We start from the raw sequence: 24,353 nt of genomic DNA, 5'->3' as shown, positions 1-24,353 counted from the left end.
TGGCTTCTTGCCTCCTCTCGGAAGACCGTAGATTCGTTCCCTTCGACGGCGATGAAGCAGTTGTCCGACAAAGGCGCCTGGAGGAATCGTCTCGCCGTAGGGCAGAATCGACCGAGGAGTGGACTGCTATTTTGGGGAAGTTGACGGTGGGGGGTGCAGCTGACATGACTGACGAAAAACTGTTCTATCGGGCGTTCGAGGACCGCTATCGAGGCTCCCGTTCGATGATTAAGCAGCGGTTGGAGGTGTACGTACCGTTTCTGGAACCCTTGCGTAGGCTGCAAGCGGAGGTCCACGTTCTGGATTTGGGTTGCGGGCGCGGCGAGTGGCTCGAACTCATGAGGGAGCGCGGTTTTGCGGCAAGAGGAATCGACCTTGACGACGGAATGCTTGCAAGCTGCTCGGAATTGGGGCTGGATGCCGGGCAGGAGGATGTGCTCGAGGCGCTCCGCCAGGCAGCAGATGCCAGTCTCTCAGTCGTGAGTGCATTTCACGTAGTGGAGCACCTGCCCTTCGAGACTGTGCGGCAAGTACTTGGAGAAGCCTTTAGGGTGTTGATACCCGGCGGCCTTCTGATTCTGGAGACCCCGAATCCGGAGAATCTGGTGGTGGGCACGTCGAATTTCTATCTCGACCCCACACACGAGCGTCCGATACCGCCGCTTCTGTTGAGCTTCGCCACTGAGCAAGCAGGCTTCCTTAGAAATAAGGTGTTGCGACTTCAGGAAGAAGCTGGCTTGCTCGCGCGGGCGCTCAGCCTTTCTGACGTGATCGGCGGGGCTAGCCCGGACTACGGCGTGGTGGCACAGAAACCTGGCCCCGGCGATGTGTTGGTGTTGTTTGAAAGTGTATTTGCACCGGAGTTCGGGGTGTCGCTGGATGCGGTGGCGCAAGCCTACGAAAGCCAGCTTCGGGAGCGAGGAGTGAGGCACGAAGAACGCCTGCAAAGCGCCAATGTCGATCTCCAACAGATGCGTGAAGCTGTCGATCATGTAAGGGAGACGCTGGAGTTCGTCGGGTCGGTCGTCGAGGCGGCTCGGCAGGCCGAGGCCCGCGCGCTTCTAGCGGAGGCGCGTGCCAATCGCGCCGAGGAGCGCGCCAAGCGCGTCGAGCATATGGCGACGCATGCAATAGCCCATGCGAACGACGTCGATGCCCGTGTCGCCCAAGTCGCCGTGCTTGTCGAACGGGAGCTCAACGCGAATCCGTTGCGTTCGATCGCTGCATCAATTCGAAAGGTGCGGGTATCAATGGTCCGCGGCATCAAGCGGGAAACAAGACGAATGCTGGCAACGACGGCGCGCGCAATCGTGCGATATCCACGCCTCAAGAGCGGCGTGGTCGATTGCCTCAACCTAGCGCCTTCCTTCCGAAAGCGCCTCAGCGTTGTGTTGGCGCCCCCGGCGAGCGCGATGGGCACGCCGGCCTCCGCAGCCGACATTTCCGAAGCGAAGTTGGAGCCAATCGAGACCATTGGGCTCCACTCCGCCCTGTCACCCCATGCACAGTCGATCTACCGGGAGCTTCATTTGGCCTTAAACGTTCGGAGCCACTAGACGATGCGCATCGTCATTGATCTTCAAGGCGCCCAGACCGAGAGTCGACTCCGGGGGATTGGACGCTATAGCATCTCGCTGGCTAGCGCCATGATCCGCAACCGGCGCGATCATGAGGTTCTCATCGCTTTGAGTGGCCTGTTTCCCGAAACAATCGACCCCATTCGTGCTGCGTTCAAGGATTTGTTGCCTCAGCGCAATATACGGATATGGGCTGGTGTTCCCCCCGTTGCGGCCAACGACCCGAAAAACGACTGGCGACGTCACGCGACCGAGGTCATGCGCGAAAACTTTCTGGCCTCGCTGCGTCCGGACGTCGTGCATGTCTCCAGCTTTCTCGAGGGTTTCAGCGACGATGCCGTCCACAGCATCAGCGAACGGGGTGAGTCCCATCTCCTGACTTGCGCGACCTTCTATGACGCCATTCCCTTGGTGCATAAGGCGAAATACTTGGATCCGAATCCTGCGTTCGCCGTTGCCTACTTCGAAAAGCTAGGCCATCTTCGACGTGCTGATCTGCTGCTGGCGATATCCGAATCAGCGCGCGATGAGGCGGTGCGCTATCTTGGAATGCCGCGCGATCAAGTTGTGAATATCGGTGCCGCGGCTGAACCGATCTTCAAGGTTGTCGAAGTCGAGCCACACGAAAAGGAGTCGCTGGGCCGTCGATTTGGCTTCAAGGACGGATTCGTCATGTATTCCGGCGCTACCGACGAACGGAAAAACCATCTGCGGCTCATCGAGGCTTTCTCGCTGCTAGACGCCGATCTTCGCGCGTCCTTCCCACTGTTAATCGTCGGCGGCATGCCGTCGGCACATCGTGATCGATTCGCAGCACACGCCCGTACGCTCGGGTTGACGGAAAGCGAGGTCATTTTCACCGGTCGTATCAGCGATGATGATCTTGTTGCTCTGTACAACTTATGCTCGCTGTTCGTCTTGCCGTCGCTTCATGAAGGCTTCGGATTGCCTGCACTCGAAGCCATGTTGTGCGGTGCGCCCGTCATCGGGTCGAACACGTCGAGCGTTCCGGAAGTGATCAACTGCTCGGACGCGCTCTTTGACCCTTACCGTCCGCTATCGATCACGCGCAAGATGGCGCAGGTTCTTTCCGACAAGAGTTTTCGCCGCGAACTGGCCTTGCACGGCCTCAATCAGGCTGCGAGATTTTCTTGGGATGCGTCCGCGATCCTTGCGATCGATGCGCTTGAGAGGCTTGTGAAGTCGGCGAATACGAGCGCGGTGGCGCCATCTAATGAAGAACTGCCACCTCGCCAGCGTACATCGCTCCTGATCGCCGAGATCGCGCGAATCACCGAATCCGAATTCGACGAAGCAGACCTCCTACGAACCGCCGAGGCCTTAGCGTTCAATATCCGAGCAGAACGACCAACGCTGTTTCTTGACATTTCGACCATTGTTCATGGCGACGCCAAGTCTGGCGTCCAGCGTGTTGTGCGCAGTCTATTGCACGAATTGCTGAACGCCTCAAAGGAAGGGCAAAACGTCGTGCCGATCTACTTCGAAGACGGACAGTACAGAGCGGTGAATGTGCTGACCGATGACGACGCAGCGGATTCGCGATATCTTCGCACCCGGCAGGTCGTGCAGTTCAATCAGGGAGACAAGTACCTCTCGCTTGACTTGAATGCGCATCTCGCGGGGTCGACACACGAGTTGCTTCTTGGTTTGCAGCGGATGGGCGTAGAGATGTACTTCATCATCTATGACATCCTGATCATGAGACGTCCCGATTGGTGGGCCGAGCAGGTGGCAGCCTCATTTCGGGGCTGGCTTCGGAGCGTGGTCCAGATTGCAACCGGGCTGATCTGCATTTCGGCGACCGTAGCGCGGGAACTAGGCGCCTGGCTATTAGAGAATCCGCCGGATCGCAGTCTGCCGCCAGCGATTCGAAGTTTTCACCTCGGCGCCGACCTCGAGAGCAGTCACCCGAGCTTTGGCATGCCGGATGATGCGGGCCAAGTATTGGACTGGATTGCAGCCAGCACCAGCTTCTTGATGGTCGGCACCGTCGAACCCCGCAAAGGGCACGCGCAAGCACTGGCGGCGTTTGAGTTGCTGTGGCAGCAATCCATGAATGTTACCCTTGTCGTTGTCGGCAAGAAGGGCTGGCTCGTCGATGAATTCTATGAACGCCTTCTGAACCATCCTGAGCAAGGGCGGAGACTCTTCGTCCTCGGAGGCGCCAGCGATGAGTACCTCGATAAGATCTATGCAGCGTGTTCCTGCCTGCTGATGCCAAGCGAGGGCGAAGGGTTCGGCCTGCCGCTCATCGAGGCGGCCATCAAGGGTAAGCCGATCGTCGCGCGCGACATTCCGGTCTTCCGCGAGATTGCAGGGACGCATGCGCACTACTTCAAGGGCCTTGCAGCGGCCGACCTGGCTGATTGCATCCGGGACTGGATGGTCTTGCACGAAAAGGGCCTAGAGCCTCGCTCGATCGGCATGCAATGGCTGACTTGGCGCCAAAGTGCAGACCAACTCCTCGCCGCGATATCAGAAGACGACTGAACTTAGACGGCGCGAAATGGACATCATTCAAAGCCTGGACCAATTAGACGAGCGACTCGCGGCCTGTGACGCGGCTGCCTCCGATGCCGAGTTGCGGCGGATATTCTCTACATTCCGCATGGAGCCGGAACCCAGCGACCTTGATCCTTTCTGTGACGCATACCTTGCCGAGCAGATGAAGCTCTACAAGCGTATCGCTGGCAAAGACTATTCATTTTTGAACGAAGTTTCGACTTTCGACGTGGAGGCGGCTGTGCGCAGGCCGTTTCCCTTCATCACGCAGAACGCGGAAGTGACGGGCAACCAATTGCTCGCCATCGGCAGCCTCTTGCGCCGGCTGGACGTGCCCGTCGGAGGAAGGATTCTGGAATTTGGGCCCGGATGGGGCAACACAACACTGGCAATGGCCATGTGCGGCTTTAGCGTCACTGCTGTCGATATCGAGAAAAACTTCTGTGAACTGATCCAACGCCGGGCCGAGCAACATTCGGTGTCTATCGAAGTCGTGCACGGAGACTTCATGTGGGCCGAATCTGTAGAGGAGCCCTATGATGCTGCGGTCTTCTTCGAGTGCTTCCACCATTGCGCCGATCACATGCGACTGCTGAGGGCTCTAGGGAGCGCAGTGAAGCCAGAGGGTGCGATCTATTTTGCTGGCGAGCCGATCGACACGAGTTTTCCAATGCCTTGGGGATTGCGCATGGATGGCGAGTCGTTGTGGGCGATTCGTAAGAACGGTTGGCTCGAACTTGGCTTCCGTGACGACTACTTCTCCCGGGCGCTCAGATCATTGGGCTGGGACGCGATCAAGCATGCGTCTGGCGATCATTTTGGTGCCAACGTTTGGGAGGCGAAACGGGTCAATCGATTCTCTGTGTCGATTCCTGCCGACACACGCATGCTAACGATCGTGGGCGTTCAAGACGCCCGGGGAATTACGGTGGAAACTGCCTCTGACGGGTGGGCGTTTTACGGGCCCTACGTTCGAGTGCCGGCTGGTCAATGGGTGGCGACGGCGACGTTCGATTCCGAATACCGCCCCGTAGGGCGTGGCATGGTCGACGTTTGCCACGGAGCGGATGTGAAACGCGTTGCAGCGATGGAGATTGACTTCGCGCACATGGGTGTTTCGTCGATCGAACTCGCGTTCGAACTCGACGAGGCAGTGACACAACTGCAGATGCGCTTCCTATGCATTGAAGGCGTTTCATTCCGCCTCAAGCACTTCGAGTTGCGCGCCGCATCGGGCCTGAGGAGTTAGTCGCGGTGATTGCACAAACGCCTTATGAGCACCTCCTCGAATCGTACGAGCATCTCTGCAAACGTTGCCAAGATCTTGAGGCCAGATGCCAAGCACTTGCATCTGCGGCAGGTGCAGATCAAATCGAGCAACTCCGACGCGAAATCGAAACTGAACGTCGGTGTTCGCGAGAGATTCTCAGTTCTCGATCTTGGAAGATAACGGCGCCTCTCCGCTTGCTGGGTCGAAGCCTGCGCCGCAGTCGCTGAACTCATATCGCATATTGGGCGCCTAAGCTCGATGATCTAAAGCACATCGAAGGGCAGCGATGAAGCGGTAACTCTTCCGGAACCCGCTAGACTTCCCGGGAGATGATTGAACCTCGAAACATGAAAGAAGAATACATCCGGCGGGCGGGACCAGCGGTGCTTGCGACGTGCGTTCTGGGCTTGCTCCTTCTCCGCTTTGGTGGCTATCTTCAGGCGTTCAGTTACGACCTCGTCCAGCACTACCTGCTCGTTGATGAATTGAGCCGGAACGGTGCGGTGCGACCCGATGCCTTTGAGCGCATTGGAGCGATGGCGATCTATCCGCCGATAGCGCACTGGTTGGCGACCTTGATCGGTTGGATTGGGGGAAGTGGTCTGGTCGGAATCACTCTCGTCGCGATCTCGGGCGTATTCTTCAGTTACTGGTCGATTTGTCGGCTTGCTGGCGATGGCTCGCTGGCTTCCTTGGTCGTAGTCCTCGCGGCATTTATTCTTCTAGAGGGCACGCGCTCGTTCGTCGGATGGGAGGTCGTAGCAAACTTCTTCTTTCCGCAGATCGTCGCTGATGCAGTCTATTTTGGTGCGCTTATCTGGTTGACTACCCAACGGTCGACGATCATCCAGATTTTCGGAGTTCTGTTGGTTGGCGCGGTTGCCATGTCGATTCAACCGCTGGTTGCGATTCATCTATTGGCGGTCGGATGCGTGCTGGTCTCTTTCGAGACTTTGCAGGTACTGAGGTCCCCCCTGGGGCGGGATTGGCGCCGGGCCTGTGGGCTTTGGTTAGTCATCCTGGCGGCCTCCATCGCCATCGTCGTACTGCATCCTGCCTTCAAGACTATGCGAGAGATTTCCTCCAACAACGGGTATCTCGAATTCGGCTACACACACGTGCTTCGCCTCGCGGTAGCGTGTGGTGCGATTGGCGCGTTTTGTCTCTGGAGGTGTTGGCGCGGGCGGGGAACCCGGACAGACGTTGTGCTCTCAAGCGCGTTGGTCGGAGCGGCTGGCCTCTGTCTGCTGCAATTTGCGCTGTTATTCATCCACGGCGACGGTTCGCTATATGCGGTCAAGAAGCACATGTTTCTCGTCGTCACTCTGACAGTCATCAACGCCGCGCGGGTACTCACCTCGCCGATTCAATTCAAGCGCGCCGACCTCCAATGGGTGGGCTGGCTCGCCCCGCTGACTGCGGGATTCATGTCAATGTCGCCGTTGGCCGGATTCAATACGCCTGTTGTCCCGATTGTGCGAGCGCTGGCTTATGCCAATCACGCCGCTGACTATGCGTTGCCGGGCTTTCGGCCTGGCAATACCGTAGCGGATGTCGCCGGCTTGCCTACGCTTGGCAACGTGCTTGTTTCGGTCACTGCATTTCAGCACCGATTCGATGCCACGGTCATCTCCTGGCAGCAAGGCGCGAATATCCGGAGCGGTGCCGAACTTGCCATGATCAGACGGTCACCCAATGTCGTTCGAAAGTGTCCGATGCGAAGCGCCGAGAGCGCCTCCTACGTCGTGGTGGATCCCGCGTGCCTGCACTCCTACCGTCTCGGAGACGTACTCCGGTTCGCAGAAGGCGGGAACGGATGGGACTACGTATCGAGCGGCTGGGGTGCTGCGGAACCGTGGGGGGCATGGACTTTTGGGGACGTCGGCGCGGTGCTCGAACTTGAGTTGTCCGAGCGGGCTCTCCCATCGGGTTTGCGGGTGGACGTTGAAGGGATGGCGTGGCTGCCGCCTGAGCATCCGACGCAAGCAATAGCCATCGAAATCAACGGGCGAGAAGTGGCGCAATGGAAATTTAGCCAGGAGTCGTCGCAAGGAACGCGCACCGCCCATATTCCACCGGATCTCGTCCGTGGCGGACGATTGAGGATCGTGCTAAGGGCACCGGGTGCCGTGTCGCCGCTGCAACTCGGCATTGCTCCCGATGCGCGAGTCCTCGGGATGGGCGTAAAGTCATTCTCGGTGAGGGCCGAGGGCGAATAGATTCCTGATCGAAGCGATCCAATCGACTGAAACCGGCCAGCCTAGACCGCAACCTCGTGATCAGGCCCTTTTTTCCGGGGCAGCAGCGGGTTGCCACTTTGGAGCACCCGCCGTTCGGACTTGTGATCGGCGGAGGTCGGGTTCCAAGTTTCGTCTTCACACGGCGGAGTGAAAGAGAAACGGTCGCCTAGTCCGAGCTTTGAAGACAGCCGCACGCAAGTCCATGATTCATCGAGACATTCTTGAAATGTGTGGGTGTGCTACTGGGAACAGACGGGGTTCACGCCGAGCAGCTTGAAGGCCTTGGCCTGGACTGGCGTGGGGCGCGTGGTGATGACGATCTTGGCGTTGGGGTTGAGGCTGGTGGAGGTGATGTTGTAGGCCACGGTGGCCAGGTCCTGCAGCAGCGTTCGAAAGCTGTGCAGGGGCGAGCCGTCGTCGCCTCGCTTGGTGGCGTCCTTGGCCTTGGCGTGTTCGCTGCGCAGCGCCTTGTTCACGGGTGAGGCGCGAGCGGCCTGGGCCTGCTCGATGAACTCGTCATCGAATAGCATGGGCTTGAGGCACTCGCGCATGTGCCACTCCACGTAGTAGGCCAGCATGCATAGCAAGACGTGGGCGCGCACGCGCTCGGTGTTGTAGTGAAAGACCGGGCGCACATGCAGGTCGATGGTCTTCATGCAGCGGAAGGCCCGCTCGACATGGGCCAGGCTCTTGTAGGCGGCGACTGCGGCGGGGCCATCGAGTTGTGTGGCGGCCAAGCTCGTGCGGATCACGTACAGGCCGTCCAGCGCGGCCTCGGCGGCAATGGCGTCGGTCTTGCGCGTCCACCTCAGCGCGGTGTCGGTGATGGTCAGCTCCAAGTGCTTGGCCATGTGGAAGCGCTCGATGACGCGCCCCACGCGCAGGGCGATGGCCTGTTCGCCGCGCAACGGGTTGCGCGCCCGTTGCGTGGCCGCGGCAATCTTGCCGAGATCGGCCTCGGTGGCGGCAAGCAACTCGCCGCGCTTGCGCGCACGCTCCTCGGCCAGTGCGGGGTTGCGACACACGATCAGCCGCTCGCCGGGGAAGTGCTCGCTCGTGAGCTCGATGAGGTTGCGCTGGTCGAACAGGGATGGCTGGAAGGGGCCCTGCTCGGCGGCCAGCAGCGCGATCTGCGGCGCGCGCAGGCTGCTGACCCAGTCCATGTCCTGGGGCTTGAGCACCTGCTCGATGCGTGCGCTGGTGAGCATGCCGCGATCGCCCACCCAGGCCAGGCGCTGGATGCCTGCGTATTTCGGTTCATCGTGACCGCCGATTTCGGCATCGTGACCGCGCATTTCGGTCATCGTGACCGAACCTGCATTTCGGCTCATCGTGACCGACCGTTTCGGGATCGTGACCGGCCATTTCGGCGATCGTGACCGCCGTGACGGCGCCCCATAACAAGGGCGCTGGTCCCACCGGCAGTGCTGCGTAGAGAACGCAACCCCGGGCCTCCTACCCTCGACGGTTTTTGCCCTCGAGCCGCGGATGCCCAAGCAACAACTCTCTCTACGCATGATCAAAGATGTTCTCCGCCTGAAGTGGCACGCGCAGCTCTCGCACGAGCAAGTCGCCGCCACGTTGAAGATCTCCAAGGGCGTCGTGGCCAAGTACGTCGGACTGGCCACCGCCGCCGGCCTCGACTGGGACACCGTCCAGCACTGGGGCGAACAGCACCTCTCGACGGCACTGCAACCCCGCTCGCAAGCCGCTTCGCCCGTCGTCGTTCCCGACTGGGGCCGCATCCACCGCGAACTCGACCGCAAGGGCGTCACGCTGATGCTGCTGTGGCAGGAATACGTGGAGGCGAATCCGCAGGGCCGCACCTGGCGCTACACGCAGTTCTGCGAGCACTACAAGGCCTTCGCCGCCACGCTCAAGCGCTCGATGCGCCAGCACCGGCGCGCTGGGGAGAAGATGTTCATCGACTACGCCGGCTCCACGGTGGCGCTGAGCGACGGCGCCCGCGCCCAGGTCTTCGTCTCGGCCATGGCCGCCTCCAGCTGCGTGTTCGCCTGCGCGACGCCCACGCAACGCCTGGACGACTGGATCGAGGGCATGGTGCGGGCACTGCATTTTTACGGCGGCGTGCCGGCGAAATCAGCAGCTACTGATTTCGCCGGTAATCGTGAGGACCGTTTAATGCGAAGGAACTGATGTGGTCCCTGGATCCGAACACGCCCAAGACGGACAGTTCCTTCGCATTGGTGGCTGCACGCAGTCAGAGCGATTCCAGCCAGGCGAGCAGGCTGGCATCGCGTCGCCAAGGCGCAGACTTCTTGGTCGGTGGTGGCTGCAGCCGCTCCAGTGCTTCGCGCTTGGTGTCCAGGTTGGCTTGGGCGTAGTGATAGGTGGTCTCAAGGCTCGCATGGCCCAACCAGCTGCGGATTACGGCGACATCGACTCCAGCGGCGAGTAGATGAACCGCGGCAGCGTGCCGAAACGCGTGCGGCGAAACCTTCTTCAATGCCAGCGTTGGCATCACTTGGGTGGCGGCACGGACGTACTGCGCGAGCTTGAACCGCACGCCTGATGCGCCCAGAGGTGCCCCGTAGCGGTTGACGAACAGTAGTTCATCACCGGTGCGTGGCTGGCGCTCGAGCAGTGCTGAGAGCAAGTCGACCGTCTCCGGCCACAGCGGACAAATGCGTTCCTTGCGGCCCTTGCCGAACAGGCGAACGCAACGTGGTGTATCGAAGCGAACATCGGCGACACGGACATCGAGTGCCTCCTGAATACGTGCACCAGTGTTGTAGAGGAACCATAGCAACGCGTGGTCGCGTTGACCCTCCAGTCGGCCACGGTCGGGCTGCGCCAGGATCGCCTCGATCTCGTGCAGCTCGAGGTCCCGGTGGGCTGGCCTGGGTGCCTTCTTGGTGGGGATTCGCAGCACCTCGGCGCACTGCGCGACGGCCGCAGGCTCGCGCTCGGCGACAAAGGCGAAGAAGCTGTGTAGCGCCGCGAGCCGGCAGTTGCGCGTGCCGATCGACACCTTCCGATCGCACTCGCTGTACTGCAAGAATGCAGCCACTTCGCCGGCGCTCAGCGCCGGCAGAGTGAGGTCGGTGACGCGGCAGTGTCGGTGCGCGGCGACGAAGCGCAGGAACAGTCGCCACGCGTCGCGGTACGAGCGTATCGTGTGCACGGAGGCGTTGCGCTGTTGGACCAGCCGCTCATAGAAGAAGGCGTGCAGCAATGCAGGGAACGGATCGACCGGCTTCATCGCGCTGCTCCCGTCGTGGCGTGCAGCTTGCGCAGTGCCAGTTGCCGGAACCGCTCGCTGGCCAGTTGCAGAAGCTCTTGAGTCACCGTCAGGTACACCAGCGTCGAATGGATGTCCTTGTGGCCGAGATAGGTCGCCAGGTACGGCAGCCGCGCCTGCGGATAAATGCCCTGTCGATACCACGCCAGCATGCGATAGACGACGAATACGTGACGAAGATCGTGGATGCGGGGTCCGCACCTGCCCCGATCCGGCTTGAGCCCGGCTCGCCGAAGAACCCGGACAAGTAGCTTCTCGATCATCACTCGCGAGTAGCGGCCCGCGGCCTGCTGATGCCAGAACAGGCCGCTGCTGCCGTCCTGCGGTGCGCCGGCCCGGCGCCGGGCGTCGAGATACTCGCGCAAGACGGCCATCACGCTGCCGCTGAGCGGCAGCACTCGGGACTTGAAGAACTTCGTCTCGCGCACTTCGAGTAGACCGGCGTCCAAGTCGACGTCGCGCAGATCGAGGCGCGCGAGTTCGCCCAGCCGCAGCCCGGCGCAGCCAGCGAGCACGAGCATGGTGTGAAGCGCGTGCGGGCGCAGGGGTGCGCACGGGGACGGAAAGCTTCCCGCGGTGTCGAGCAATAGGCGTAGCTCCTGCGGGGAGTAGATGTAGGGGCGGCGCTGTTGCTGCTTGGCGCAACGCTTGAGCCGCCGATCCGGCGGAGGCAGATCGATGGTCGGATCGAGTCGTCGCCAGGCGCGCGCGACTGTGCGCGCCGTCTGTTCGCACTCCCAGGCGTCGTTCAGCGTCCGGCTCTGTGCCGCCCACTGCTGCAGCAGCACCTTCGGCGGTTGGCCGGCGAGCTCCGGGCGGCCTTGCAGGAAGCGATCGAAACGCAGCAGGCGCGCCGACTGCGTCTCATAGCGGTAGCCGATGGCGCGCATCAGCTCGACGTGCCGGCGCAGCATGTCGCCCAGAAAGCTGGCGAACCGTGGCGGCGGGCGCAGGGCTTCGAGCGTGCCGTGTGGATCGGCCGCAAACAGCGCACGCACGACCGGGGTGCTCCATCGTTGAGCGTAGCGCTCGCGCAGCTGGGCAAGGGGGTTGATCGGGATCGCCGCTTCGGACTGCAGGAAGTCGAGGAAGCGATCGACGATGCGCGCCCTATGCAGCACCAGATATGACTGCCAGTGCGCCGTACGATCGCGCAGCCAGGCCTGCAGCGTCGCGATGCCGACGCTCGGGTCGTCACGCTCGCGCACGAAGCGCTGAAACCCGCGTAGCACGCACCGGTAGACCGCTACTGTGTCGCGGCTGCGCAGCTTCAGGTGCTTCAGATGCCGCTCGATCGCAGAGTCGTCGTCAGGCCAGGTGTTCATCGCGCGCCCTCCCCAATGAGTTCATCGATCTCCAGAGCCACATCGCGCAACTCGTCCACAGCGAGCTTCAGATACGGCGCTGTCGATGCTGCGGATCGATGTCCCAGCACATCGCCAATGACCTTCGGTGGGACTCCACTGCGCAGCAGGCTGACCGCGCGCGCGTGCCGGAAGGCATGAGGACCCCGCTTGCCGTCGGTTTGCACGCCGGCGGCGTTGAGCCGTCGTTGGAGCTGCGCGTACAGACTGGATCCGCTGGCAAAGCGCCGATAGGGTGCACGTGCGCGAATGAAGATCTCGCGAGCACCTGTTGCGGGCCGACCGTGGCGCAGATAGGCGAGCAGCGCGGATCCGACCGCCGGCAGCAGCGGCAGCACCGATTGCGCGCCGGTCTTGGAATGCCGCACGAACAGTTGATCGCCTCGCCAGTCGATGTCTTCCAGCCGCAGCCGAACGATCTCCCCGGCACGCAGCCCATAATTAGCGAGCAGCAATACGATGGCGTGGTCGCGCAGCCCTGTCGGCGAGCGGTCGGCGCGGCAGATCCGCACGACGTCGTTGATCTGCTGCACCGATAGCGCCGAAGGGATCGACTCCAGCGCGTAGAGTGTCGGCGCCAACACGCGGCTGGCCAGCTCGTCGGGCGTTCTACCACTGGCGTGCAGGAAGCGCAGAAAGCTGCGCAACCGCTGGGCCAGCGACTTGCGTGAGACGCGCCGCAACGAAGGCGCCCGCGCCTGCTGGTACGCGTCGATGTCAGCGGTGCTCAGCGAACGCAGCTCGTCGGCCAACGACTGTTGGCCGTGACGCCAGCACATGAACCGCCGCGCCTCGGCGACCAGGTCGTCAATGGTCTCGGCGGCCATCCCCCTGTCCTGCTCGAGCCACTGAGCGAACTCATCACAAAGCGAGTGGGCAAATGCCTCGAATTCATTGCCTGGCGAGGGCTCAGGCGGCCATCGGCCCATGACCATCCGCATCAGTTGGTGGATGCCTGCGCTGTGCGAGCCGCGCCAGCTTCCCATAGACCGCGGCGCGTGTCCGTGGCGTCGCTGGAATCGTCGTTGCTCGCAGCGCAGGTACTGCTCCTCGTGCAGCGGCTGCAGATCTGCGACAGCGAGCTTGCGCCGCTCGAGGTAGCGAAGGAAGTTCGCAGCGACGGCGCATTGGCGTCGGATCGCGCCTGAGCTGTAACCGGTGTCAACGAGTTGGTGCTTAAGTTGCCTCAGCAGCGCAGCATGCTGTGGCGAAACGCGGTCAAACATGGCGTGTCTCCTTGATCGGGATGCATCCCGATCAAGGGCATAGACGAAACCGCCAAATGACGAGCAGGTGACCTTCTGATGGAAGGGGTGTTCAGAGTGGTGCCGCAGTGGGGGTGACTCTGCTTCGCATTAAACGGTCCTCACGATTACCGGCGCTCGTCGTGCCTGACAACGCCACGGCCGTAATCGCCTCGGCCGACCGCTACGAGCCGCGCGCAAACGACACGGTGCAGGACTTCGCCCGCTACTACGGCACCTCGGTTTTACCGGCGCGCCCGCGTTCGCCAAAAGATAAAGCTTCCGCAGAAAGTTCGGTGCAAATCATCGGCCGCTGGGTGCTGGCGCGGCTGCGTCACCACCGCTTCGACACCGTCGCCCAGGTCGACGCGGCCATCGCCAAGCTGCTGCCCAGCGTGAACGAGCGCCCGTTCCAAAAGCTGCCCGGCAGTCGCGCCAGCGTGTTCGCCGAGCTGGACGCACCGTCCTTGATGCCGCTGCCGCCGCAGCGCTATGAACTCGCCCGCTTCAAGACGGTGAAGGTCCACATTGACTATCACGTCCAGCTGGACGGCCACCACTACAGCGTGCCCCACGCGCTGGTGGGGCAGACGCTGGAGGCACGGCTGACGAAGCACGCCGTGGAGCTGCTGCTGCGCGGCCAGCGGGTGGCCGCCCATGTCCGCAGCGACCGGCGCGGCGGCTACACCACGGTCGAAGCACACATGCCCGCAGCGCACCGGGCACAGCTGCAATGGACGCCCCAGCGCCTGATCGAGTGGGGCCGGCAGATCGGCATGGCCTGCGGCGAACTCATCACCCGGCTTCTGCAGACCTACAAGCATCCGGAGCACGGCTATCGCTCCTGCCTGGGGCTGCTGAGTCTGTCGCGGCGCTACGGCAAGGAACGGCTGGAGGCGGCGTGCGAGCGCGCCCTGGCGCTGGGGACCGTGCGCTACAGACACGTGCGTGATCTGCTGGCCAACAACCGGGATCGCGTCGCCCAGGAAGCGCCCGCCGAATGGACCAGCCCGGCGCACGCCAACGTGCGCGGCCCGGGCTACTACCAATGATGCAACCCGCCATGACGCCTTCGCTGCCTGTAAACCACCAAACAACGCTGATCCCCATGCTCAATAACGCCACCATCGCCCAACTGCGCTCCCTCAAGCTCCAAGGCTTCGCCGACGCGCTGCAGCAGCAACACGAGCAGGCCGACTGCCTGGGCCTGTCCTTCGACGAACGCCTGGCCCTGCTGGTTGAGCGAGAGGTCTATGCCCGCAACGACCGCAAGCGCACCCGACTGCTGCAGCGGGCCCAGCTGAAGTACACGACCGCGACGCTGGAGGACGCGAGCTTCGAGGGCATCCGCGGCATCGATCGCTCGACGTTGATGGGTCTGGCGCTGTCCACGTGGATCGAGCGCGGCGAGACGGTCTGCTTCGCCGGGGCCACGGGCCTGGGGAAGACCTGGTTGGCGTGTGCCCTGGCGCAATACGCCTGCCGCCAAGGGCACTCGGCGCAGTACCTGCGCGTGCCGCGCCTGGCCGAGGAGCTGCGCATCCTGCACGGGGCGGGCAGCTTCCGGCGTTGGCTGCAGCAGCTGGCCAAGGTGGACGTCCTTGTGCTGGACGATTGGGGAACGGGTGCCATCGATGCATCCACCCGTGCCGACCTGCTGGAGATCATCGACGACCGCAGCGCGCAGCGCGCCACGGTCATCACGCACCAGTTGCCCGTTGAGCACTGGCACGCATGGCTGGGAGATCCGACCCTGGCCGACGCAATCCTCGACCGCTTGATGCAGCACTGCCGGCGCTTCACGCTCGAAGGCGAATCACGTCGCACGGGACGCAACGCAGGTGTGGCAAGCAAGACGAAAAAGACAACTCAGGAGGCCAAATCCTGACCTGACCCCACGCCCCGACCCTACACTTCACCCCCTACGCAGTACCCGCCGCCGGCCCGGCGGTCACGATCGCCGAAACGGGCGGTCACGATACCGAAACGACATTTGCCGACGCCCTCATCGGCGTCGGTCACGATGACCGAAATGATCGGTCACGTTGGCCGAAATACGCAGCAGGCCGGCTGCGGCAAGAAGAAGGGTTCCGGTGCAGGCCGACGAAACGATGCGTGCGGTCTTGGCTGCGCGCTGGAGAAACTCGATGATCTCCGGGTCGCCCATCGCATCTTCGACACCAAAACCGCCGGGGACGAGCAGAACATCGATGTTCCCGTCGTACTCTGCGAACGTCGTGGTCGGGACCAGTTCGGGCCCGTTGTCTCCGCGGACGGGATTCTTGTCTTTCCAGAACAACAGGGTGTTGCCTTGGTTGCCGATCGCGATCTGCGGCCCCGCAAGGTCCAGAAGTGTGTAACCCGGATACAGCAAGATCCCAATGGTCGGGCGGTAGTCGGGGTCGTTCGAATAAGCCATGTCGGTATTCCTTGATATTGATGCGGCCCCAGTGGCCGCGTCGCTATCAAAGGTAGGGCCGACTGCCTCTGGCAGCAATGACAGACACCCCTCGATTTGTGCCATCCAATGGATCGCTCGATACGGCCGCACCACCTCGCTCCACAATGCAGGCCCTTTTGCTCTGCCGGGGCTCCCATGGACCAAGACGTCGTATTCCTGCGCAACCTCCGAATCATGGCCATGATTCAAACAGTTCAGCCTTGCGATCGGCCGTCACGCGCTGCGCACTCGCCCGCTGTCCGACCATCCGTGCGTACGTCTTCCAGTCGATGCCGGCGTCCTCAAGTACATCCATGCCGTAGACAAGCTTCGACGCCATCGCAATGACTGGCAAGCTAACGAAGGCCGCGCAGTCAGCGAGCGAGGGAGCCAACCTCGCCATTCTCGATGGCGCCGAATTGGGCCAAGCGCTTCGGGACCATCCTGATGACATCGAGGCTGCACTGGAGGTCTATGAACGGGCACTCTTTCCTCGCAGCGCCTCCTTCGCCCACCAGACCGCACAGAACCACCAGCGCTTCTTCGGCGACGAAGCTCCTCGAAGCGTGGCGAGTTGTCTCAGGGATACCCACAAAACCAACGGCGGGCGCAATCGAAGGTCCGGCGATACACCGCCTTATTTTTGTCCTGCAAAGCAGAGTAGGACAGTGCCCCCGTTGCGCCCATTTTATTGAAAATAGCGACGCGCTCCTCCACAGTCATGTCGGCCAAGGGTGGCTGTTCCACGGCTTCGTACGAAAAGCGGACCTTCTGAGTAGTGTCGCGAACATAGTAGCTGTTGAAAAACAGCTTATAGCCCGCTGCGCCCAATTCGTTTATCTTCTGGAGATACTCGTCGTCACCCACGGGATGATCTGTAAGCCATTCCTGAAATTCGCAGTACGCCGGATTCGCCTCAACGCGTCTTGCAACGCGCAAGCGGAGCCCCTCCATTGCGGTTAATAAACAAAACCCATTGCTACCAGCCACATTCAGCCGGCCCACAAGTTGCTCCAGTGGTTGAATGTCGATCAAAGCAGTCTCGACCACGAATGAATCACTGACAACAGGCCTTCTGAACAATACCGGCCCCTCATTTGCGAGAGCAACAATTTGCGTTTGGTTGTCGATGCTGTTCATCTCACTTCTGGGGCCGATCCAGTAGGTGTAGGCTACCCCCGGATCGGCCTTGACATATACCGGGCTTGCTAACGCCTGGTACTCATAGCCAAGCAATTCTGGCGTCGCCAAGGCGGCCATGACCTTTTGGGCCACGTCGGGATCGAAGAAATCTATATACGGCCCGACCTTGAATGCGTATTTGGTGAACGCCCCTGGGCTCGGGTCAGAACCCGGCCCTACGGATTCAACTGGCGTCGTATTGCCTGATGGGCTGCTGCCCGTAGAGGTGAGCAAATCGGTTGCGAGGCTTGATTGCGCGCCATTGGCAGCGGTGCTTGTCTGGCCCGTCTGGGCCTGACCGGCAGCACCGGATGGCGCCGACACAAGCGCTGCCCCGCCGCCACCACCACCACCACCACCGCAGGCAGCCAGTATCAAGGCCGCCGCACAACTCGCAAGCGCCCCACGGACAGGCGCATGACTTTTCCCGCCCATGCGGAACGACAACTCTCCTCTATCCATCTCCGACCCTCATCCGCAGTTAGTTACATTCAAATGTAACACTGAAGTGGTCATTTATAGTCAGTCGAGAGTCAGGTTGAAGAGGAATCCGTTCGCCTCCGCATCGAATTGAGCGACGCGATTGACCGGCTGGTTTTGGCCCGGCTTCCGGAAGTTCAGCTCCCATCGAGTGGATGACCGTTCGCAATCTCTGGTCGACATCCTCAGCCCTTACGCCCCTGGGGCTGAGCTGCACCCGGGTCGGGGCGGCCACGGGCAGAAGGGCCGGAAAAAACAGCGCGAGAATTCACGTCAATTCACGGATGTGAAATTGCTGACAATTGGTCCATCGCAAGAGGCTGTCTTGAGCACTCAATTGGAAACCCCTCCCGGGCCGACGCGCCGCATTGACGACCTGCCAGGGCCGCGCGGGCTGCCCGTCGTCGGCAACCTGCTGCAGATAAAGCCGCAGCGCATGCATCGCCAGCTCGAGGACTGGTGCGCGGCCTATGGGCCGTATTTCAAGGTCAGGTTCGGCAGGCGGCCGATGCTCGTCGTGGGCGAGCACCAGGTGATCGCGACGATCCTGCGCGACCGGCCGGAAGGCTTCAGCCGCACCAGCCGGCTCGAAGCCGTCGCGAAGGAGATGGGCCTCAGGCCCGGCGTCTTCGGCGCCAACGGCGACGACTGGCGGCGGCAGCGGCGCATGGTGATGGCGAGCTTCGATCCTGCGCACGTCAAGGCCTACTTCCCGTCGCTGCGCAAGGTCGCCGACCGGCTCGCCGGACGGTGGGCCGCGGCGGCGCGCGAGGGCCACGACATCGACCTGCAGGCCGACCTGATGCGCTACACCGTCGACACCATCGCGGGGCTGGCCTTCGGCGCCGAGGTCAACACGCTGGAGTCCGGCGCCGACGTGATCCAGCAGCACCTCGACAAGATCTTCCCGGCGCTGCTGCGGCGCGTGCTGGCGCCGTTCCCGACCTGGCGCCTGTTCCCGACGGCGAGCGACCGCGCGCTCAAGCGGGGCGTGATCGCGGTCAACGAGGCGGTCGATCGCTTCGTCGCCGAAGCGCGGCAGCGGATGCAGGCCGACCCCGACCGGCGTGCGCATCCGCGCAACCTGCTCGAAGCGATGATCGCGGCCGCGGACCAGCCCGAGAGCGGCATCAGCGACGAGCAGGTGGCCGGGAACGTGATGACCATGCTGCTCGCGGGCGAGGACACCACCGCCAACACCATCGCGTGGATGATCGACCTGCTGTGGCGTCATCCGGCCGAGCTGGCCCGTGCGACCGAGGAGGTGCGACGCCTGCTGCCCGACGGGCCCGGCGGCCCGTTGCCCGACTTCGCCCAGGTCGCCGACCTCGACTTCGTCGAGGCTTGCGCGCTGGAGACCATGCGCCTCAAGCCGGTCGCGCCGCTGCTCTTCGCGCAGGCCATACGTGACACCGTGGTGGGCGATGTCGAGGTGCCGACGGGCTCGGTCGTTGCCGCGCTGATGCGTCGCGACAGCGTGAGCGACAGCCATGTGCCCGACGCCGCCACCTTCGCGCCCGCGCGCTGGCTGGCCGATGGACCGGAGGCCTTGAGCAGCGCCGCGAAGCGCACCTCGATGCCCTTCGGCGCGGGCCCGCGCATCTGCCCGGGCCGCTACCTCGCGCTGCTCGAGATGAAGATGGCGATGGCCGTGCTGCTGGGCCGCTTCGACATCGCGTCCATCGACACGCCGGACGGCCAGCCGGCGCGCGAAATGCTTGCCTTCACCATGACCCCGGTCGGGCTGCGCATGCGGTTGCGCGAGCGCGTCGCCAGCATGTAGCACTCAGGCATTCCTTGCCCCTTGGTGCTGCGGGATTCCACCAAGGTTGCGCGCGCACGCGTGCGGCGCATACTGGCGGCAGACCCGCGAAGCCTTCTCCCGGGCCAGCGGGCGGCATCCAGGAGACCGCATTGCAGCGAACCAACATTGCGAATCCGGCCTATTTCCACAAGGTCGTCGATTGCCAGTACGCCTGTCCCGCGCACACCCCCGTCCCCGAATACATCCGGTTGATCGCGCAGCGTCGCTACGACGAGGCCTACATGATCAACTGGGTCTCCAACGTCTTCCCCGGCATCCTCGGCCGCACCTGCGACAGGCCCTGCGAGCCGGCGTGCCGACGCGGGCGCGTGGAGGAAGGTAATGCGCCCGGCGACGGGCCGCCCCTAGCCGGGACCGCCCCCTCGGGGGGGCGGGGCGAAGCCCCTGGGGGGCCATTTCACCCCGAGCCGGTGGCCATCTGCCGGCTCAAGCGCGTGACCGCCGACATGAAGAGCGACGTGCGCGCGCGCATGCCCAAGGTCGAGCCGCGCAACGGCAAGCGCATCGCCTGCGTGGGCGCGGGGCCGGCCTCGCTGACCGTCGCGCGTGACCTCGCACCGCTGGGGTATGAAGTCACGGTGTTCGACGAAGAGCCCAAGGCGGGCGGCTTCATCCGCACGCAGATCCCGCGCTTTCGGCTGCCCGAATCGGTGATCGACGAGGAGACCGGCTACATCCTCGATCTCGGCGTGACTTTCCGCGGCGGCAAGCGCATCGATTCGATGAAGGCGCTGATGGCCCAGGGCTGGGACGCGATCTTCGTCGGCTGCGGCGCGCCGCGCGGGCGCGACCTCGACGCGCCCGGACGCAAGGACGCGGCGGACAGCATCCACATCGGCATCGACTGGCTGGCCTCGGTCTCGTTCGGTCACATCACGCGCATCGGCAAGCGCGTGATCGTGCTCGGCGGCGGCAACACCGCGATGGACTGCTGCCGCTCCGCGCGCCGCCTCGGCGGCACCGACGTGAAGGTCATCGTGCGCAGCGGCTTCGACGAGATGAAGGCTTCGCCGTGGGAGAAGGAAGACGCGCAGCACGAAGGCATCCCGATCATCAACTTCCACGTGCCGAAGGAATTCGTGCTCGAAAAGGGCAAGCTCACCGGCATGCGCTTCGAGATCGTGCGCGCCGAGTACGACGACCAGGGCAACCGCAAGCTGGTGCCCACCGGCGAGCCCGATGCCTTCTTCGAGTGCGATGAAGTGCTGGTGGCGGTGGGGCAGGAGAACGCCTTCCCGTGGATCGAGCGCGACTGCGGCATCGAGTTCGACAAGTGGGGCCTGCCGAAGCTCGAGAAGACGAGCTTCCAGTCGACCGTGCCGAACGTCTTCTTCGGCGGCGATGCGGCCTTCGGCCCGAAGAACATCATCGAGGCGGTGGCCCACGGGCACGACGCGGCGGTGTCGATCGACAAGCTGCTGCACGGCGAGCCGGTGACGCACCGCCCGGCGCCGATGACCAACCTCGTGTCGCAGAAGATGGGCATCCACGAGTGGAGCTACGACAACGACACCTCGAACGACCTGCGCTACAAGGTGCCGTGGGAAAAGGCGGAGAGGGCGCTTGCGAGCATCCGCGTGGAGGTCGAACTGGGCTTCGATGCCGCCACCGCCTTCAAGGAAGCGCAGCGCTGCCTCAACTGCGACGTGCAGACGGTGTTTACCGAGACCGTGTGCATCGAGTGCGATGCCTGCGTGGACATCTGCCCGATGGACTGCATCACCTTCACCACCAACGGTGACGAGGCCGATCTGCGGCAGCGGCTGAAGGCGCCGGCGCTCAACCTGGCGCAGGACCTGTACGTTTCCGGCGGCCTCAAGACCGGCCGCGTGATGGTCAAGGACGAGGACGTGTGCCTGCACTGCGGCCTGTGCGCCGAGCGTTGCCCGACGGGTGCCTGGGACATGCAGAAGTTCCTGTTGAAGACCACGCCCGCCGGCCCGAGGGCGCGCGAGAAGCGCGTCGCGCCCGAGGGAGTGCCCGCATGAGCGCCGCCCGGCCGCCCGAAGGCGCTCGCACCGCAGTGCGAAGCACGGAGGTTTCGGAATGAGCGCTACGCTTCCACCCAAGGGCATCGTGCGGCAGATCGAGGCCGTCAACGACTTCGTCATCAAGTTCGCCAACGTCAACGGCTCGGGCTCGGCATCGGCCAACGAGCTGTTCGCCAAGGCCATCCTGCGCATGGGCGTGCCGGTGAGCCCGCGCAACATCTTCCCGAGCAACATCCAGGGCCTGCCGACCTGGTACGAAGTGCGCGTGACCGAGGCGGGCCACCTGGGCCGGCGCGGCGGCACCGACATGATGGTCGCGATGAACCCGCAGACCTGGGACGCCGACGTGGCCGAGCTCGAGCCGGGCGGCTACCTGTTCTACGACAGCACGCGCGCGCTGCCGCCCTCGAAGTTCCGCGACGACATCCGCGTCATCGGCATGCCGCTGACCGAGATCTGCAATGCGGTCTACCAGGACCCGCGCCAGCGGCAGCTGTTCAAGAACATCGTCTACGTGGGCGCGCTCGCGGTCCTGCTGGGCATCGAGCCCGAAGTGGTCGAGAAACTCTTCGGCGAGCAGTACAAGGGCAAGGAAAGGCTGCTCGCCTCCAACGTGCAGGCGCTGCACCTCGGCTGCGACTTCGCGCGCGAGCACCTGCGCGAGCCGATCGGCCTGAAGGTACGGCGCGCGGACCGCGTCCGCAACCGCATCTTCGTCGACGGCAACAGCGCCGCTGCGCTGGGCTGCGTGTACGGCGGCGCGACGGTGGCGGCGTGGTATCCGATCACGCCGTCGTCGTCGGTGGCGGAGGCCTTCCAGAAATACTGCTCGAAGTTCCGCGTCGATCCCGCGACCGGCCAGCAGCGCTTCGCGATCGTGCAGGCGGAGGACGAGATCGCCTCCATCGGCATGGTGGTCGGCGCGGGCTGGAACGGGGCGCGCGCCTTCACCGCGACCTCGGGGCCGGGCATCTCGCTGATGACCGAGTTCATCGGCCTCGCGTACTTCGCGGAGATTCCGGTCACGCTGATCAACGTGCAGCGCGGCGGGCCTTCGACCGGCATGCCCACGCGCACGCAGCAGGCCGACATCCTCGCCTGCGCCTATGCATCGCACGGCGACACCAAGCATGTGCTGCTGTTCCCCGAGGACCCGCACGAATGCTTCGTGCATGCGGCGGCGGCGCTCGACCTCGCCGACCGGCTGCAGACGCCGGTGTTCGTGATGACCGATCTGGACATCGGCATGAACCAGCGCCTGTGCGAGCCCTTCGAATGGGACGACAGCCGCGCCTACGACCGCGGCAAGGTGATGACCGCCGAGGAGCTGGAAGCGGGCCGCGACTTCGGCCGCTACAAGGACGTGGATGGCGACGGCATTCCGTGGCGCACGCTGCCGGGCACGCATCCGACCAAGGGCAGCTACTTCACGCGCGGCACCACGCGCGATGCCTATGCGCGCTACTCCGAGCGCGGCCCCGACTACATCTACAACATGGAACGGCTGCTGCGCAAGTTCAAGACGGCGGCCACGATGGTGCCGCAACCGGTGGTGCGGCTGGCGGCCCGGAAGACGCCGCTCGGCGTGATCTATTTCGGCTCCACCAGCCCGGCCATGCACGAGGCACTCGAATCCTTGCAGGAACGCGGCGTTCATCTCGATGCGATGCGCCTTTGCGCATTTCCGTTTCCGGACAGCGTCGCGCGCTTCCTCGCGCAGCACGAGCGGGTGTTCGTGGTCGAGCAGAACCGCGACGCGCAGATGCACAGCCTGCTGGTCAACGAGCTCGACGTCGATCCGGCGCGGCTGGTGCGCGTGCTGCATTTCGACGGCACGCCGATCACGGCGCGATTCATCACCGACACCATCGCAAAGCGCGTGAACCAGGAGCGTGCATGACCTACATCGCCAAGCCGCGCATGCGGCATCCCACGCTGGCCATCAACAAGGTGGGCTACACGCGGCGCGACTACGAAGGGAAGATCTCCACGCTGTGCGCGGGCTGCGGGCACGATTCGATCTCGGCATCGATCATCGAGGCCTGCTGGGAGCTGGACATCGAGCCGCACCGCGTCGCCAAGCTCTCGGGCATCGGCTGCAGCTCCAAGACGCCGGACTATTTCCTCGGCGCCTCGCACGGCTTCAACACGGTGCACGGCCGCATGCCCAGCGTGCTGACCGGGGCCAACCTCGCGAACCGCGACCTGCTGTATCTGGGTGTTTCGGGCGACGGCGATTCGGCCTCCATCGGCCTCGGGCAGTTCGCGCACGCGATGCGGCGCGGGGTACGCATGGCTTACATCGTCGAGAACAACGGCGTCTACGGCCTCACCAAGGGCCAGTTCTCGGCCACCGCCGACCAGGGCTCCAAGAGCAAGAAGGGCGTGGTCAACACCGACAGCCCGGTGGATCTGGCGGCGATGGCGCTGCAGCTCGGCGCGACCTACGTGGGGCGCGGCTTCTCGGGCAACAAGGCGCAGCTCGTGCCGCTGATCAAGGGCGCGATCAGCCATGGCGGCGCGGCCTTCATCGACGTCATCAGCCCCTGCGTGGCCTTCAACAACCATCCGGGCAGCACCAAGAGCTACGACTACGTGCGCGAGCACAACGAGGCCGTGAGCCGCATCGACTTCATCAGCGCGCGCGACGAGATCAGCGTCGACATGGCGCCGGGCGAGGTGATGGACGTGCGCCAGCACGACGGCACGCTGCTGCGCCTGCGCAGCCTGCATCCGGACTACGACCCCTGCGACCGCTACGCCGCGATGGCGCACATGCAGCGGCACCAGGAAATGGGCGAGATCGTCACCGGCTTGCTCTACGTCGACCCGCTCGCGACCGACCTGCACACCGCGCTCAACACGGTCGACCGGCCGCTCAACACGCTCGGCCCGGCCGAACTCTGCCCCGGCGAGCAGGCGCTGGAGCGGCTGAACGCCACCTTGCGTTAAGCG

General features: G+C 63.5%; 15 protein-coding genes and 2 pseudogenes. 11 read left to right on the top strand and 6 right to left on the bottom strand.

Translation table 11 applies throughout. The annotated features are described in order from the left end of the window. Positions 1–164: 164 nt before the first annotated feature. From VAR608DRAFT_RS13305 to VAR608DRAFT_RS13290, 4 genes are all read left to right on the top strand, one after another. Positions 165–1,556 carry a class I SAM-dependent methyltransferase gene (locus tag VAR608DRAFT_RS13305; RefSeq protein WP_088958767.1) on the top strand — a complete coding sequence of 464 codons (1,392 nt, stop codon included), beginning with the start codon at positions 165–167 and terminating at the stop codon, positions 1,554–1,556. 3 nt (positions 1,557–1,559) lie between these two features. Then, positions 1,560–4,088 (top strand): glycosyltransferase family 4 protein, encoded by a 2,529-nt coding sequence (locus tag VAR608DRAFT_RS13300; protein WP_088954491.1) that lies wholly within the window; start codon positions 1,560–1,562, stop codon positions 4,086–4,088. A 16-nt stretch (positions 4,089–4,104) separates the two neighbouring features. Next, complete coding sequence (locus tag VAR608DRAFT_RS13295) at positions 4,105–5,349, top strand: class I SAM-dependent methyltransferase (RefSeq protein WP_088954490.1); 1,245 nt, start codon at positions 4,105–4,107, stop codon at positions 5,347–5,349. A gap of 368 nt (positions 5,350–5,717) precedes the next feature. Beyond that, positions 5,718–7,589: a hypothetical protein gene (locus VAR608DRAFT_RS13290; RefSeq protein ID WP_088954489.1), complete on the top strand. Its 1,872-nt coding sequence runs from the start codon at positions 5,718–5,720 to the stop codon at positions 7,587–7,589. Between the two features lie 260 nt (positions 7,590–7,849). Here the strand turns inward: VAR608DRAFT_RS13290 and VAR608DRAFT_RS13285 are convergent. Continuing rightward, positions 7,850–8,854: pseudogene (locus tag VAR608DRAFT_RS13285) on the bottom strand (IS1634 family transposase); the annotation flags it as partial. A gap of 271 nt (positions 8,855–9,125) precedes the next feature. Between VAR608DRAFT_RS13285 and VAR608DRAFT_RS13280 the strand changes: the two are divergent. Continuing rightward, positions 9,126–9,767, top strand: coding sequence for a hypothetical protein (locus tag VAR608DRAFT_RS13280; protein ID WP_231973104.1), 642 nt, complete (start codon positions 9,126–9,128; stop codon positions 9,765–9,767). Between the two features lie 64 nt (positions 9,768–9,831). On the opposite strand, the gene VAR608DRAFT_RS13275 is transcribed toward VAR608DRAFT_RS13280, so the two are convergent. Genes VAR608DRAFT_RS13275 through VAR608DRAFT_RS13265 form a run of 3 tightly spaced genes read right to left on the bottom strand, consistent with a single transcriptional unit; the run spans position 9,832 to position 13,462 of the window. Then, the gene (locus VAR608DRAFT_RS13275) at positions 9,832–10,833 is read right to left on the bottom strand and encodes a tyrosine-type recombinase/integrase (RefSeq protein WP_088952378.1); all 1,002 of its coding nucleotides are present in this window, start codon (positions 10,831–10,833) and stop codon (positions 9,832–9,834) included. Further along, the gene (locus tag VAR608DRAFT_RS13270; protein ID WP_088952377.1) at positions 10,830–12,197 is read right to left on the bottom strand and encodes a tyrosine-type recombinase/integrase; all 1,368 of its coding nucleotides are present in this window, start codon (positions 12,195–12,197) and stop codon (positions 10,830–10,832) included. The genes VAR608DRAFT_RS13275 and VAR608DRAFT_RS13270 overlap by 4 nt, the downstream gene beginning before the upstream one ends. Beyond that, positions 12,194–13,462, bottom strand: coding sequence for a site-specific integrase (locus tag VAR608DRAFT_RS13265; protein ID WP_088952376.1), 1,269 nt, complete (start codon positions 13,460–13,462; stop codon positions 12,194–12,196). Before VAR608DRAFT_RS13265 ends, VAR608DRAFT_RS13270 begins: the two co-directional genes overlap by 4 nt. A 146-nt stretch (positions 13,463–13,608) precedes the next feature. On the opposite strand from VAR608DRAFT_RS13265, the pseudogene VAR608DRAFT_RS13260 reads away from it, so the two are divergent. Together VAR608DRAFT_RS13260 and istB are read left to right on the top strand one after the other, a co-directional pair. Next, positions 13,609–14,532, top strand: a pseudogene (locus VAR608DRAFT_RS13260) (Mu transposase domain-containing protein); the annotation flags it as partial. A gap of 56 nt (positions 14,533–14,588) precedes the next feature. Further along, positions 14,589–15,368 (top strand): IS21-like element helper ATPase IstB, encoded by a 780-nt coding sequence (istB, locus tag VAR608DRAFT_RS13255; protein WP_088954487.1) that lies wholly within the window; start codon positions 14,589–14,591, stop codon positions 15,366–15,368. Between the two features lie 117 nt (positions 15,369–15,485). Here the strand turns inward: istB and VAR608DRAFT_RS13250 are convergent, their stop codons facing one another. Beyond that, on the bottom strand, positions 15,486–15,899 hold the full coding sequence (locus VAR608DRAFT_RS13250; RefSeq protein ID WP_157730905.1) for a DJ-1/PfpI family protein: 414 nt from the start codon (positions 15,897–15,899) through the stop codon (positions 15,486–15,488). A 600-nt stretch (positions 15,900–16,499) separates the two neighbouring features. After that, on the bottom strand, positions 16,500–17,564 hold the full coding sequence (locus tag VAR608DRAFT_RS37010) for a hypothetical protein (protein WP_157730903.1): 1,065 nt from the start codon (positions 17,562–17,564) through the stop codon (positions 16,500–16,502). Positions 17,565–17,907: 343 nt separating this feature from the next. On the opposite strand from VAR608DRAFT_RS37010, the gene VAR608DRAFT_RS13240 reads away from it, so the two are divergent. From VAR608DRAFT_RS13240 to VAR608DRAFT_RS13225, 4 genes are all read left to right on the top strand, one after another. Then, the gene (locus VAR608DRAFT_RS13240; protein ID WP_088954485.1) at positions 17,908–19,365 is read left to right on the top strand and encodes a cytochrome P450; all 1,458 of its coding nucleotides are present in this window, start codon (positions 17,908–17,910) and stop codon (positions 19,363–19,365) included. 131 nt (positions 19,366–19,496) lie between these two features. After that, positions 19,497–21,395, top strand: a complete 1,899-nt coding sequence (locus tag VAR608DRAFT_RS13235) for an FAD-dependent oxidoreductase (RefSeq protein ID WP_088954484.1) — start codon at positions 19,497–19,499, stop codon at positions 21,393–21,395. 58 nt (positions 21,396–21,453) lie between these two features. After that, positions 21,454–23,298 (top strand): 2-oxoacid:acceptor oxidoreductase subunit alpha, encoded by a 1,845-nt coding sequence (locus VAR608DRAFT_RS13230; protein WP_231973486.1) that lies wholly within the window; start codon positions 21,454–21,456, stop codon positions 23,296–23,298. Further along, entirely contained in the window at positions 23,295–24,350 is a 1,056-nt protein-coding gene (locus tag VAR608DRAFT_RS13225) for a 2-oxoacid:ferredoxin oxidoreductase subunit beta (protein WP_088954483.1), read from the top strand. The genes VAR608DRAFT_RS13230 and VAR608DRAFT_RS13225 overlap by 4 nt, the downstream gene beginning before the upstream one ends. Positions 24,351–24,353 lie beyond the last annotated feature (3 nt).

The sequence above is a fragment of the Variovorax sp. HW608 genome, from assembly GCF_900090195.1.
GTDB lineage: Bacteria > Pseudomonadota > Gammaproteobacteria > Burkholderiales > Burkholderiaceae_C > Variovorax.
This window is presented reverse-complemented; position numbering and strand designations above follow the sequence as displayed.

Excerpts from the sequence above, each read along its gene's own strand:
- istB (WP_088954487.1), top strand. The coding sequence starts at position 14,589 with ATGCTCAATAACGCCACCATCGCCCAACTGCGCTCCCTCAAGCTCCAA.
- VAR608DRAFT_RS13280 (WP_231973104.1), top strand. The coding sequence starts at position 9,126 with ATGATCAAAGATGTTCTCCGCCTGAAGTGGCACGCGCAGCTCTCGCAC.
- VAR608DRAFT_RS13230 (WP_231973486.1), top strand. The coding sequence starts at position 21,454 with ATGAGCGCTACGCTTCCACCCAAGGGCATCGTGCGGCAGATCGAGGCC.
- VAR608DRAFT_RS37010 (WP_157730903.1), bottom strand. The coding sequence starts at position 17,564 with ATGGATAGAGGAGAGTTGTCGTTCCGCATGGGCGGGAAAAGTCATGCG.
- VAR608DRAFT_RS13300 (WP_088954491.1), top strand. The coding sequence starts at position 1,560 with ATGCGCATCGTCATTGATCTTCAAGGCGCCCAGACCGAGAGTCGACTC.
- VAR608DRAFT_RS13270 (WP_088952377.1), bottom strand. The coding sequence starts at position 12,197 with ATGAACACCTGGCCTGACGACGACTCTGCGATCGAGCGGCATCTGAAG.
- VAR608DRAFT_RS13275 (WP_088952378.1), bottom strand. The coding sequence starts at position 10,833 with ATGAAGCCGGTCGATCCGTTCCCTGCATTGCTGCACGCCTTCTTCTAT.
- VAR608DRAFT_RS13305 (WP_088958767.1), top strand. The coding sequence starts at position 165 with ATGACTGACGAAAAACTGTTCTATCGGGCGTTCGAGGACCGCTATCGA.
- VAR608DRAFT_RS13225 (WP_088954483.1), top strand. The coding sequence starts at position 23,295 with ATGACCTACATCGCCAAGCCGCGCATGCGGCATCCCACGCTGGCCATC.
- VAR608DRAFT_RS13265 (WP_088952376.1), bottom strand. The coding sequence starts at position 13,462 with ATGTTTGACCGCGTTTCGCCACAGCATGCTGCGCTGCTGAGGCAACTT.
- VAR608DRAFT_RS13250 (WP_157730905.1), bottom strand. The coding sequence starts at position 15,899 with ATGGCTTATTCGAACGACCCCGACTACCGCCCGACCATTGGGATCTTG.
- VAR608DRAFT_RS13290 (WP_088954489.1), top strand. The coding sequence starts at position 5,718 with ATGAAAGAAGAATACATCCGGCGGGCGGGACCAGCGGTGCTTGCGACG.
- VAR608DRAFT_RS13295 (WP_088954490.1), top strand. The coding sequence starts at position 4,105 with ATGGACATCATTCAAAGCCTGGACCAATTAGACGAGCGACTCGCGGCC.